At 69.6% G+C, this 12,311-nt stretch carries 10 protein-coding genes; 4 read left to right on the forward strand and 6 right to left on the reverse strand.

Translation table 11 applies throughout. The annotated features are described in order from the left end of the window. Position 1: 1 nt before the first annotated feature. Both EXU32_RS11535 and EXU32_RS11540 read left to right on the forward strand, forming a co-directional pair. The gene (locus tag EXU32_RS11535; RefSeq protein ID WP_130631173.1) at positions 2–1,066 is read left to right on the forward strand and encodes an ABC transporter ATP-binding protein; all 1,065 of its coding nucleotides are present in this window, start codon (positions 2–4) and stop codon (positions 1,064–1,066) included. Next, the gene (locus EXU32_RS11540) at positions 1,063–2,250 is read left to right on the forward strand and encodes an ABC transporter ATP-binding protein (protein WP_130630040.1); all 1,188 of its coding nucleotides are present in this window, start codon (positions 1,063–1,065) and stop codon (positions 2,248–2,250) included. The genes EXU32_RS11535 and EXU32_RS11540 overlap by 4 nt, the downstream gene beginning before the upstream one ends. Before the next feature lie 204 nt (positions 2,251–2,454). Here EXU32_RS11540 and EXU32_RS11545 read toward each other — a convergent pair whose 3' ends face one another. The 6 genes from EXU32_RS11545 to malQ all read right to left on the reverse strand — a co-directional run bounded on the left by EXU32_RS11545 (position 2,455) and on the right by malQ (position 10,620). Next, positions 2,455–3,600, reverse strand: coding sequence for an ABC transporter ATP-binding protein (locus tag EXU32_RS11545; protein ID WP_130630041.1), 1,146 nt, complete (start codon positions 3,598–3,600; stop codon positions 2,455–2,457). Beyond that, positions 3,593–4,600, reverse strand: coding sequence for an ABC transporter ATP-binding protein (locus tag EXU32_RS11550; protein ID WP_130630042.1), 1,008 nt, complete (start codon positions 4,598–4,600; stop codon positions 3,593–3,595). Before EXU32_RS11550 ends, EXU32_RS11545 begins: the two co-directional genes overlap by 8 nt. 19 nt (positions 4,601–4,619) lie before the next feature. Further along, on the reverse strand, positions 4,620–5,612 hold the full coding sequence (locus tag EXU32_RS11555) for an ABC transporter permease (RefSeq protein ID WP_130630043.1): 993 nt from the start codon (positions 5,610–5,612) through the stop codon (positions 4,620–4,622). Further along, the gene (locus EXU32_RS11560; protein WP_130630044.1) at positions 5,605–6,534 is read right to left on the reverse strand and encodes an ABC transporter permease; all 930 of its coding nucleotides are present in this window, start codon (positions 6,532–6,534) and stop codon (positions 5,605–5,607) included. The genes EXU32_RS11555 and EXU32_RS11560 overlap by 8 nt, the downstream gene beginning before the upstream one ends. A gap of 171 nt (positions 6,535–6,705) precedes the next feature. After that, on the reverse strand, positions 6,706–8,298 hold the full coding sequence (locus tag EXU32_RS11565) for a peptide ABC transporter substrate-binding protein (RefSeq protein ID WP_242612770.1): 1,593 nt from the start codon (positions 8,296–8,298) through the stop codon (positions 6,706–6,708). Positions 8,299–8,526: 228 nt separating this feature from the next. Continuing rightward, positions 8,527–10,620, reverse strand: coding sequence for a 4-alpha-glucanotransferase (gene malQ, locus EXU32_RS11570; RefSeq protein WP_165399655.1), 2,094 nt, complete (start codon positions 10,618–10,620; stop codon positions 8,527–8,529). A gap of 62 nt (positions 10,621–10,682) precedes the next feature. On the opposite strand from malQ, the gene EXU32_RS11575 reads away from it, so the two are divergent. Together EXU32_RS11575 and EXU32_RS11580 are read left to right on the forward strand one after the other, a co-directional pair. Further along, entirely contained in the window at positions 10,683–11,600 is a 918-nt protein-coding gene (locus EXU32_RS11575) for a pirin family protein (RefSeq protein ID WP_130630047.1), read from the forward strand. Between the two features lies 1 nt (position 11,601). Then, positions 11,602–12,300 carry an alpha/beta fold hydrolase gene (locus EXU32_RS11580; protein ID WP_130630048.1) on the forward strand — a complete coding sequence of 233 codons (699 nt, stop codon included), beginning with the start codon at positions 11,602–11,604 and terminating at the stop codon, positions 12,298–12,300. Positions 12,301–12,311: the final 11 nt, after the last annotated feature.

The raw sequence follows: 12,311 nt of genomic DNA on the forward strand, positions 1-12,311 counted from the left end.
GATCTCCCCCAGTACCTTCCCCAGCACCTCCCCCACACCCCGACGTGGCGACGAGCCGCTGCTGTCCGTGCGCGACCTCTCGGTGACCTTCGGGATCAAGAACGAGAGCCCCTTCACCGCCGTCGACGGGCTGAGCTTCGACGTGCGACCCGGGCAGACCGTGGGCCTGGTCGGCGAGTCCGGGTGCGGCAAGTCGGTCACCTCGCTGGCGGTCATGGGGCTGCTGCCGCCGCGCGGCAACCGCGTCTCCGGCACCGTCACCTACGACGGGGTGGACCTGCTGTCCCTCTCCCCCAAGGAGATGGCCGCCAGGCGCGGCAAGGACATCAGCATGATCTTCCAGGACCCGCTGTCCTCGCTGAACCCCGTCGTGTCCATCGGTCGCCAGGTCAGCGAGGTCCTCGAGCGGCACAAGGGCATGTCCCGCAAGGAGGCCACACCGCACGCCCGCGACATGCTCGCCAAGGTGGGCATCCCCGACCCGGACCGTCGGCTCAAGGAGTACCCGCACCAGCTCTCCGGCGGCATGCGGCAGCGTGCGCTGATCGCCATGGCGCTCGCCTGCGAGCCACGGCTGCTCATCGCCGACGAGCCGACCACGGCCCTCGACGTGACGATCCAGGCGCAGATCCTCGCGCTGCTGCGCGAGCTCGTCGAGGACACCGGCACCGCGCTGATCATGATCACCCACGACCTGGGCGTCGTGGCCGGCCTGTGCGACGAGATCAACGTGCTCTACGGCGGGCGTCTCGTCGAGCGTGCCGAGCGCCACGACCTCTTCGCCGAGCCCCGCCACCCCTACACCGGTGGCCTCCTCGCGAGCGTCCCGAGCCTCGACGGCGAGCGGGGCGCCCGGCTCACCCCGGTGCCGGGGTCGGTCTCCGACAACCTGCCGTGGACGAGCGCCTGCGCCTTCGCCCCCCGCTGCGCCAATGCGGTCGAGCACTGCCGCGAGCGCACCCCTGACCTGGCCGTGGCCCCCGGTGGGCGCGCGCTGCGCTGCTTCAACCCGCTCGCGGGCGACCCCTCCCCCGCCGAGGGCACGACGACCCAGGAGGTCCGATGACCACCGATGCCACGACGACGCCCGCGCCGACCAGCGACACCCCCGGCGAGGTGCTCGTCGACGTCCGCGGGCTCAAGGTGCACTTCCCCATCACCAAGGGGATCGTCTTCGACAAGGTCGTGGGCCACGTCTACGCGGTCGACGGCGTGGACCTGCAGATCCGACGGGGTGAGACCTATGGCCTGGTCGGTGAGTCCGGGTGCGGCAAGTCGACGCTCGGCCGGGCGATCCTGCACCTGGAGCCCCCGACCGAGGGCACGGTGACCTTCGACGGTCAACCCATCTCCACGCTCAAGGGCGAGGAGCTGCGCCGGCGGCGCAAGGACCTGCAGATGGTCTTCCAGGACCCCATGGGCAGCCTCGACCCGCGGCAGAGCGTGGAGGCCCTGCTGGTCGAGGGCATGAAGGCGCACGGGATCGTGGGGGATGCCAAGGAGGCGCAGCCGCGGCTGCGCCAGCTCCTCGCCGACGTCGGGCTGCCCACCGCGGCCCTGAAGAAGTACCCGCACGAGTTCTCCGGCGGCCAGCGCCAGCGCATCGGCATCGCCCGGGCGCTGAGCGTCAACCCGGAGCTCATCGTCGCCGACGAGCCGGTCTCGGCCCTCGACGTGTCCGTGCAGGCGCAGGTCATCAACCTCATGTCGGACCTGCAGGCGGAGTACGGGCTCACCTACCTCGTCATCGCGCACGACCTCGCGGTCGTGCGGCACATCTCTGACCGGGTGGGCGTGATGTACCTCGGTGGCCTCGTCGAGGAGGCGCCCGCCGACGACCTCTACGCCACGCCGCGCCACCCCTACACGCGGGCGCTGCTGTCGGCCGTGCCCGTGCCCGACCCGGTCGTCGAGGACTCGCGTGAGCAGATCCTGCTGAGCGGGGACCTCCCTTCGCCCGCCAACCCGCCGTCCGGGTGCCGCTTCCACACCCGCTGCCCGTGGCGCCAGGAGACGCTCTGCGACACCGAGCGGCCGCAGCTGCGGGTCGTGCAGGGCACCCGTCGAGACGGCGCTGGCGCGCCTGCTCAGGGCGGCGCCGAGCACAAGGTCGCCTGCCACTGGGCCGAGCAGATCGAGACCGGCGAGATCCAGCCGCACTCGGTGACCGCCGAGATCGACGAGACCGCCACCGCGCTCGCGGCGAGTGCCGAGGCGGAGCGCCTGACGGGAGACCTCCCCTTCGCCTGACCGCACGACCTTAAGGAGATGCGGCTGGCCTGCGCACGACCTTAAGGAGATGCGCACCCAAGTGCGCACGAACTTAAGGAGATGCGGCTGGCCTGCGCACGACCTTAAGGAGATGCGCACGTGGGCATCTCCGAGAACACGACGAAGGGGGCGCCCCACCGGTGATCCGGTGGGGCGCCCCCCGTGGTGCGCGTGCGGGCGCGCTCAGGCGCCAGCGGTCGAGGTGTCGGCCTCGGGCACGCCTGCAGACGCGCCGCCTGCCTGACCGGCCGCGACCGCGTCGGTCTGGTCGACCATGCCCTGCCCGGCGAAGAGGGAGTCCTGCTCCTGCCCGCTCACGTCCGTCGTCTCGACGATGACCCGCGGCTCTGCGAAGTGGCACCTGGAGAGGTGCTGTCCGGCGCCGTCCGGGCGCAGCTCCAGCAACGGGGTCTCGGTGCGGCAGATGTCCTGCGCCTTCCAGCACCGCGTGTGGAAGTGGCAGCCCGCCGGGGGGTTGGCCGGTGAGGGCACGTCCCCCTGCAGCACGATCTGGTCCCGCTTGCCGCGCAACCGCGGGTCGGGCACAGGGACGGCAGACAGGAGCGCCTGGGTGTAGGGGTGCGTGGGGCGCGAGTAGATGTCGTCCTCGTCACCGATCTCGACCATCCGGCCGAGGTACATGACCCCGACCCGGTCGGAGATGTGTCGCACGACCGACAGGTCGTGCGCGATGAAGATGTAGGACAGCCCCAGCTCGTCCTGCAGCTTTTCCATCAGGTTGATGACCTGCGCCTGCACGGACACGTCGAGCGCCGAGACCGGCTCGTCGCAGATGAGCACCTTGGGGTTGAGCGCGATGCCGCGGGCGATGCCGATGCGCTGGCGCTGCCCCCCCGAGAACTGGTGCGGGTAGCGGTTGATGTGCTCGGGGTTGAGCCCGACGAGCTCCAGCAGCTCCTGCACCCGCCTGCGTCGGTCGCCCTTGGGCACCACGTCGGAGTGGATCTCCAACGGCTCGGCGACGATCTCACCGACGGTGCGTCGCGGGTTGAGCGAGGTGTAGGGGTCCTGGAAGACGATCTGGATGTCGCGACGCAGCCGTCGCATGTCGGCGCCCGACTGGGCGTACATGTCCACGCCGTTGAAGTCGACGGTGCCCGCGGTGGGGTCCTCGAGCCGCATGAGCAGACGACCGAGCGTGGACTTGCCACACCCGGACTCGCCGACGATGCCGAGCGTCTCGCCCTTGTAGAGCTCGAAGTCGACGCCGTCGACCGCCTTGACGTGACCGACCGTGCGACGCAGGACGCCGCCCTTGATCGGGTAGTGCTTCTTCAGGCCACTGGCCTTGAGGATCACCTCAGGCATCAAGCACCTCCTGGCTGAAATGGCACGCCGACTGGCGCTGCGGGCCGACATCGAGCAGCTCGGGCCGCTCGGTCCGGCAGATGTCCTGGGCCATCACGCACCGCGGGTGGAAGGCGCAACCCTGGGGGATCCGCGTGAGGTTGGGCGGGAGCCCACCGATGGCCGAGAGCTTCTGCCCCTTCTGGTCCAGGCGAGGGATCGACTCGAGCAGGCCCTTGGTGTACGGGTGCGCCGGGCGGGCGTAGATCTCGCCCACCTCGGCGCGCTCGACGATCCGACCCGCGTACATGACCGCGATGCGGTCGGCGACGTCGGCGACCACCCCGAGGTCGTGGGTGATGAGGATCAGCCCCATCCTGAACTCCTCCTGCAGCTCCTGCAGGAGGGCCATGATCTGGGCCTGGACCGTCACGTCGAGCGCCGTGGTCGGCTCGTCGGCGATGAGGACCTTGGGGTCCAGCGCGATCGCCATGGCGATCATGATCCGCTGGCGCATCCCGCCCGAGAACTGATGGGGGTAGGCCTTGACCCGCTCCCTGGCGGCCGGGATGTTGACCCGCTCCATCAGCTTGATGGCCTGGGCGTAGGCGTCGGACTTGTTGACGTCGCGGTGGACGCGGAACATCTCGGCGATCTGCCACCCGACCGGGAAGACGGGGTTCAGCGAGCTCAGCGCGTCCTGGAAGATCATCGAGATCTCCGGTCCGCGGGTGAGCCGGCGCTCCTCCTCCGGCATGGTGAGCAGGTCCTGACCCTTGTAGAGGATGCGACCGCCGGGAATCGTGGCGGGGGGCATGTCGAGGATGCCCATGATCGCCTGGGCGGTCACGGACTTGCCCGACCCCGACTCGCCGAGGATCGCGAGGGTCTCCCCCTCGTCGAGGCTGAAGTTGACGCCGTTGATCGCCTTGGCCACGCCCTCGCTGGTGTGGAACTCGACGTGCAGGTCCTCGACCTCGAGCAGGTGCTCGCCGGTCGCAGGTGTCGTCTGTGTGCTCATGTGCTCACTCACCTTGCTCTCAGCGGCTCTTGGGGTCGAAGGCATCACGCACGGCATCGCCGAGCATGATGAAGGCCAGGACCGCGATGCTGAGGAAGAGGGCCGGGAAGAAGAGGATGTGCGGCGATGCACGCAGCGGCGTCAGTCCGTCGTTGATCATCACACCCCAGGACACGGTCGGCGGACGCAGACCGATCCCCAGGAAGGACAGCGTCGCCTCCGCCGCGATGTAGGCACCCAGGTTGATCGTCGCGACGACGATCGCCGGAGCCATCGCATTGGGCAGGACGTGCCGGCGGATGATCCGCATCGGCGTGGCACCGAGGGCACGAGCTGCCTGGACGTAGTCGTTGGGCTTGACCTGGATGACCGAGGACCGCATCAGACGCATCAGGCTCGGCCAGCCGAAGAGGACGAAGACGAGCACGACCTGGAAGATCACGCCGAAGTAGCCCTGGATCGGGATGCCCAGGAGCGACGGGGTGTCCTGCAGCGAGGACAGGAAGATGATGCCGACGAGCAGCAGCGGGATGGCGAAGAAGATGTCGCCAAGACGGCTGATGAGCGTGTCGATCCACCCGCCGATGTACCCCGCGATCAGGCCGAGCAGGGAGCCCAGCAGCAGCACCCCGACCGTGGCGAGCACGCCGACGAGGATCGAGGCGCGGGCACCGTAGACGGTGCGGGTGTAGATGTCCGCGCCCTGGGTGTCCAAGCCGAACCAGTGGTCACCGCTCGGGGTCTCGCGCGAGCGGCTGAGGTCGTTGAAGCTCAGGTCGTAGGTCGTGAAGAGCGAGGGCCACGCGGCCATCAGGAGCAGGATGGCGATGAGCGCGCTCGAGACCCAGAAGAAGGGGTTGCGCCGCAGCGAGCGGAAGGCGTCGGCGGTCAATGACCGCGAGCTGCCATCGGCCGCCTTGGCGACGGCGGCCGCGCGGGTCGTCGGTGCGGCGGCCTCGTCGTTGCCCGGACCCTGGTTGGCGGGGTCCTGCGCCGTCGTGTTGTCAGTCATTGCTGATCCTCGGGTCGAGGGCGCCGTAGAGCAGGTCGACGAGCAGGTTCATCAGGAGGTAGACGATCACCAGAGCGGTCACCGCCCCGACGACGGCGATGCCGTCGCGGTTGCGGATGCCGGTGAAGATGTAGCCGCCCACACCGTTGATCCCGAAGATGCCCTCGGTGACGATCGCGCCGCCGAGCAGGGCCCCGAAGTCGTACCCCATGAAGGTGACCACGGGGATCAGTGAGTTGCGCAGCGTGTGCACGCCGACGATTCGGCCCTTCTTGAGCCCCTTGGCCTTGGCGGTCCGCACGTAGTCGGACTTGATGTTGTCGGAGATGTTGCTGCGCATCAGCCGAGCGATGTAGGCCAGCGAGGTGGAGCCGAGCACCATCGCGGGCAGGATCAACGCGAAGAGGCTGGGGTCCTTGCCCGAGGCGAGTGCGGGGAAGATCTCCCACTTGAGGCCAAGGAAGTACTGCGCGGCGAAGCCGGTGACGAAGATCGGTACCGAGATGACGAAGAGGGTGCTGATCAGGACCAGGTTGTCGATGAACCCGCCCTTGCGCAGCCCGGCGAGCACACCCGCGAGGATGCCGATGACACCCTCGAAGATCAGCGCCATGACCGCGAGCTTGGCCGTGACCGTGAAGCGCTCGCTGAGCTCCTCGGCGACGGGTCGGCCGTACTGGTTCTCGCCCAGATCGCCCTGGATGACGTTCTTCGCGTAGTAGCCGTACTGGACCGGCAGCGGCTCGTCCAGGTGGTACTTGGCGTTGAACTTCTCGATGTAGGCCGCGGGACAGGGCCGCTCGCCACACTTGCCTGCCGTGGGGTCACCCGGCATCGCGAAGACCATGGCGTAGATCAGGAACGTGGAAAGGATGACCACCGGGATCATCTGCAGCAACCGGCGAACGATGTACTTGCCCACGAGCACCTCCTTCGGATCTGGTACGCACCTCATGCCCGGGGTGCCGGGAGAGGCTATCTCATGCGGTGAGACGCCGAGCGCACCACGGCGCCCGACGTGCACACCACCGGCCGGTCATCGCGGAAGGATGACCGGCCGGTGTCATGCTGAGGAGTCAGCCCAGGGGCTGGGTCACTTGACCTTCATCGCGGCCAGGTCGGGGCTGCCGAACGGGGTCGCCTTGACCTCGGTCACCTTGTCCGACCAGCCGATGATCGTCTTGCCGTACCACAGCGGGATCGTGGTGAACTCCTTGGCGATGAGGCCCTCGGCCTGCTGGTACAGCTTGTTGGCCTCCTCGGGGGTCTCCGCGGCACCGGCCTCGCTCATGGTCTTCTGGAACTCGGCGTTGTCGTAGCCGTAGTAGTTCGAGCTCGCCGTCGCACCGTAGATCGGCGAGAGGTAGTTCTCGATGGACGGGTAGTCCATGACCCAACCCATGCGGAACAGGCCCTTGACCTCGTCCTTGCCGAGCTTGGTCAAGATGGTCTTGAAGTCGACGGACGGGGTGGCGACACAGTCGATGCCGATGGACTTCTTGACGGAGTTGCAGACCGCCTGGGTCCACTCCTTGTGGCCGCCGTCACCGTTGTAGGACAGGGTGAGCTTGCCGTCGTAGCCGCCGCCCTCCCCGAGGAGCTGCTTGGCCTTCTCCGGGTTGAACTCGCAGTACTCGCCACAGGCGCCGGCCTTGTAGCCGTCGACGACCGGGGAGACCCAGCCGGTGGCGGGGGTGTAGGCGTCGTTGAAGATCTGCTTGACGATCGTGGGCCGGTCGATGGCCATCGAGATCGCCTGACGGACCTTGACGTTCTTCAGCTTGGGGTCGACGTTGTAGTTCATGCCGACGAACTGGAAGGTTGAGTTCTCCTTCTCGAGGTAACGCCCGTCACCCAGGTCGGTCTGGAACTTGTTGTCGATGAGCGCGCTCGGCGGGATCTGACGGACGACGTCGATCTCACCGGCGAGCAGGGCGGTGTACTCCGCGTCCGCGTCCTGGAAGATCTGGAAGGTGATCTTGTCGGCGTTGCCACCGAAGTCACCCGAGTAGTCGTCGAACTTGCTCACGGCGATCGCGGAGTTCTCCTCCCAGGAGTCGAACTTGTACGGACCAGCGGCGACCGGCTTCTTGCCGAAGGCCTCCGGGTCGTCGAAGAAGGAGTCCGGCTGCGGGGCGAAGGCGGTGTAGCCCAGGCGCAGCGGCAGGTTGGAGACCGGCGTGGTGGTCTTGATGGTGAAGGTGAGGTCGTCGACGACCTTGAGGCCGGTGAGCTCCTTGACCTTTGACTTGGGGTCGGAGACCTCCTTGAAGCCCTCGACGGGCTCGAAGAAGTAGCCACCCTGCTGGCCGTTGGGGCCGAAGGCGGTGTAGTTCCACGCGTCGACGAAGTTCTTGGCGAGCACCTCGGTGCCGTCGTGGAACTTGTAGCCCTTCTTGATCTTGACGGTGAAGGTCTGGTTGTCCTTCGTCTCGATCGACTCGGCGATGTCGTTCTCGGGCTCCGCCGTCTCGGGGTTGTAGTGGATGAGCTTGGCGGTCAGGACGTCGAGGACGTCACCACCACAGGTCTCAGCAGTGTTGCCCGCGACGAGCGGGTTCTCGGGGTTGCAACCACCCGAGATGATCTCGCCTCCCGCGGTTCCTCCCGAGGTGCTGTCCGAGTCGCTGCTGCCACCGCACGCGGTCGCGAAAAGCGCGACCGCGGAGATGCTGGCGATTGCCATCGCGCGAGACTTCACTCGCATGGATGTCCTCCTACGTCATGCCGCCGAGAAAGGCGGATCTATCGGCTTTCCCGACGATCCGGGTCCACCCCTGAGTGCAGCCGCGATCCGCTGCTGCACGAGCCATCAAAAGCCACGACGCACCCTGTGGCCACGATCAAGTGTGCTGTGAGACACAACTGTGACTCTTCGGTGACCACCCCGGCACCCCCCGCGCCAGATGGAGGGTTATCCCTCGACGACCTCGTCGAGGGTGATGGGGCGTCGATCCGGCCCGGCGAGCGGGAGTCGCCAGTTGGGGTACTCCTCGTCCGTCCCGGGTTGGTTGACGGCACGCACGTCGCCGACGAGGTCGGTCAGCGCGACCCCCCGCAGTCGCGAAGGGGTGAGCTCCAGCCAGCGATGGAGCGCCGCCACCACCGCCGCGTCCGCCGCGTCCACGGTCTCGAGCAGGCCCCGCTCGTGGAGGGCCTCACGGACCGCGCGGATGCTCCCTTCCTCCGCTGCCCGCTCCTCCTCGACGGGCCGGGTCAGCAGGCCCAGGCGCTCACGGATCGCGACGTGCTCCAGCGCGAGGTACCCGGCGCTGGGCGGGAGGTCGTGCGTGGTCACTGTCGCCAGACAGAGCTCCCGGTAGTCCTCCGGCGGCCGGGGGCGACCGTCCTCGCCCCACTCGAACCACGCGACGCTCGTGCCGAGGATCCCCCGCTCGACGAGGTGGTCACGCACCCAGGGCTCGACGACGCCGAGGTCCTCGCCGATGACGACCGCGCCGGCGCGCCGGGCCTCGAGGGCGAGGATCCCGATGAGAGCCTCGTGGTCGTAGCGCACATAGGCGCCGTCACCGGGCGACGCGTCCTCGGGTACCCACCACAGGCGGAAGAGGCCGATGATGTGGTCGATCCGCAGTCCCCCGGCGTCCGCGAGCACCGCGCGCAGCATGTCCCGGAAGGGGGCGTACCCGAGCTCCGCGAGCCGGTCCGGCCGCCACGGTGGCTGGGACCAGTTCTGCCCCAGCTGGTTGAACTGGTCCGGCGGGGCGCCCACGTCGATGCCGCGAGCGAGAGCGTCACCGAGCGCCCAGGCGTCAGCGCCCTCGGGGTGGATGCCCACGGCGAGGTCCGCGATGACGCCGATCGTCATGCCCGCGGCCCGCAGCCGCTGCTGGGCCCGGGCGAGCTGACGGCGCACCACCCACTGGGTCCACACGACGTAGGAGATCTCGTCACGGTGGGCCTCGCGGTGCGCCTCGACGGCAGCCGACGCGGGGTCGTGCAGCTCCTCCGGCCAGTCGGTCTGCCAGAGGGTGCCGTACGTCACGCTCAGCGAGCACCAGGTCGCGAAGTCCACCAGCGGCTGGCCCTCGTCGCGGTGCAGCCGCGCGACCTCCTCCGCCTGGGCCGGCCCGAGATGGCGGAAGGCGATCCGCAGCGCCGCGTCCTTGAGCGCCCACGCGGCGTCGCGGTCGATCGTGTCGGCGGCGTTGAGCTCGCGCGCCCGGTCAGCGAGGTCCTCCACCCGAGCGCGTGCCGACTCGGGCAGGTCCGCCAGCCCCGGCAGGAGCCGCAGGTCGATGTAGACCGGGTTGAGGAAGCGGCGCGACGTCGGCAGGTACGGGGAGGGCTCCATCGGCGCGACCAGCTCGGCAGCGTGCAGCGGGTTGACGAGGAGGAAGTGCGCATCGTGCTCCCGCACGGCCCACTCCCCCAGGGTCGCCAGATCACCCAGGTCACCGATGCCCTGGCTGCCCGAGCTGCGCACCTGGTAGATCTGCGTCATCAGGCCGGTGCGGGGCTCCTCCTCGAGCACGGCCGGCAGCTCGAGCCGCTGCGGCACGGTGACCAGGACCGCTCGCTCGCCACCGTCCGGGAGCGCGTCGCCGTCCGTCTCGGCCACGAGCCGGTGCCAGCCGAGCGGCAGGTCGGCCGGCACCTCGAAGCCGGCCTCACCGACGAGCCGGCCGTCGACGTCGTGCGGGTCGACGACGTGCTCCACCTGCTCGAGGTCGCGGCGCTCGCCCCCTTCGAGGACGACGTGGACCCGGACCGCGCTGCCGTGCGGCACGTGCACGAGGAGGCGAAGGGGGTCCCCCTCACGCTGGACGACGGTCGGGGGGAGGGAGCGACGCCAGGGCGCGGTGCGGGTGCGCTCGAGGGCTGCGGCCAGCGACTCCTCGCTCGACGTGTCCTCGCCCAGGGCCTCGAGGACCGCCCGCAGCGAGGTCTCGGGCACCTCACGGTGCTCACCGCGCCAGTCCCACCAGTGGGTGTCGACCCCCTTCGCGCGGGCAAGGTCGACGATCAGGGCGGTGGCATCGGTCACGGGGGTCACCCTTCAGGAGACGGACCGCACCTGTCCACCGGGATCGGGGTAGCGTCGCAGGAGTGGACGACGTGCAGATCCTGATCCCCCGCGAGGTGCCGCTCGGCGGTCCCCGCGCCATGCCGGTGCGGCGGACCCTCCCTTCGCGCCAGCGCAGCCTCGTCGGCGCGTGGTGCTTCCTCGACCACTACGGACCCGACGACGTCGCCGCGACCGGCGGCATGGTCGTGCCGCGCCACCCGCACACCTCGCTGGCGACCGTGTCCTGGCTCTTCACCGGCGAGATCGAGCACCGTGACTCCACCGGCGCGCACGCGATCGTGCGGCCCGGCGAGCTCAACCTCATGACGGCAGGTCGCGGGGTGAGCCACTCGGAGTTCTCCACGCCGAAGACGAGCACGCTGCACGGCGTCCAGCTCTGGTTCGCCCTCCCGACGCGGTCCCGTGGCACCGACCCGTCCTTCGACCACCACGTCCCGGAGCCGGTCTACGTGCCCGGTGGGATCGCCCGGGTCTTCCTCGGCGAGCTCTTCGGTGTGGTCTCGCCCGTGGCCACCCCTACACCCCTCACCGGCGCAGAGATCATCCTCGACGCCGACGCCGTGACGCAGATCGAGGTCCCCGAGGGGCACGAGCACGCGGTCCTGCTCGACGACGGTGACATCACGCTCGAGGGCGCCCCGCTGGGGAGCGGCGAGCTGGGGTACCTCGCGCCCGGCCGGCGCACGATCACCCTCCGGTCGGCCACCGGCGCCCGCGTCGTGCTCATCGGCGGCGAGCCGCTCGGCGAGCAGATCGTCATGTGGTGGAACTTCATCGGCGGCAGCCACGACGAGGTCGTCGCGGCGCGCGAGCAGTGGATGGCCGAGATCGGTGGCCCCACCGGCGACGCGGGGCGCTTCGGCCCCTTCCCCGAGGGACAGGCCGCCCCCCTTCCCGCTCCGGCGCTGCCCGGCGGACGACTCCGGCCGAGGGGCTGAGATGGGCCTGCTCAACGCACCTCCCGCACGCACGGTCTTCATCCACGGCCGGGGCCGCAGCGGACCCGACGCCTGGCCGCTCATCGCGCAGCTCCAGCGCCCGGACCACGTCTTCCTCCAGCGGACCTGCGCCGCGGACCAGCCCGAGCGCGACGCCGACCGGGCCATCGCGGCCCTCGGCGGTCGCGGCCACCTTGTCGGGCACTCCTACGGTGCGGTCACGGCGATGCTTGCGGCACAACGTCGCCCGGACATGGTGCGCAGCCTCGTGCTGATCGAGCCGGCCTGCTACGACCTCGCCCGGGGAGGGCGCGGCGTCGAGCAGCACATCAGCGCGATGGCGCCGGTCTTCGCCGTCGCCGACGACCCGGGAGTGGGTGGCGAGGACTTCCTCGCGAGGTTCGCCGCGGGCATGGGCGCGGACCCACCAGCCCTCGACGCGGGCACCTGCGAGGCGGTCGCGGCACGCATCCGCGCGACCCCGGCGCCGTGGGAGATCGCCCTGCGCACGGACACACCGCACCTCGTCCCCACCCTCGTGCTCACGGGTGACGCCGCCCCGATGTACACCGAGGTCGCGGCCGCGCTCGAGGCGCAGGGCGCGACCGTCAGTGCCGTGCCCGGCACGGGCCACCGACCGCAGGACGCCGACGAGGGTCTGGCCGCGATCTGCCGGTGGCAGTCGGACCACTCGGCCTGACCCACCACCCC

It is taken from the genome of Janibacter limosus, assembly GCF_004295485.1.
GTDB lineage: Bacteria > Actinomycetota > Actinomycetes > Actinomycetales > Dermatophilaceae > Janibacter > Janibacter limosus_A.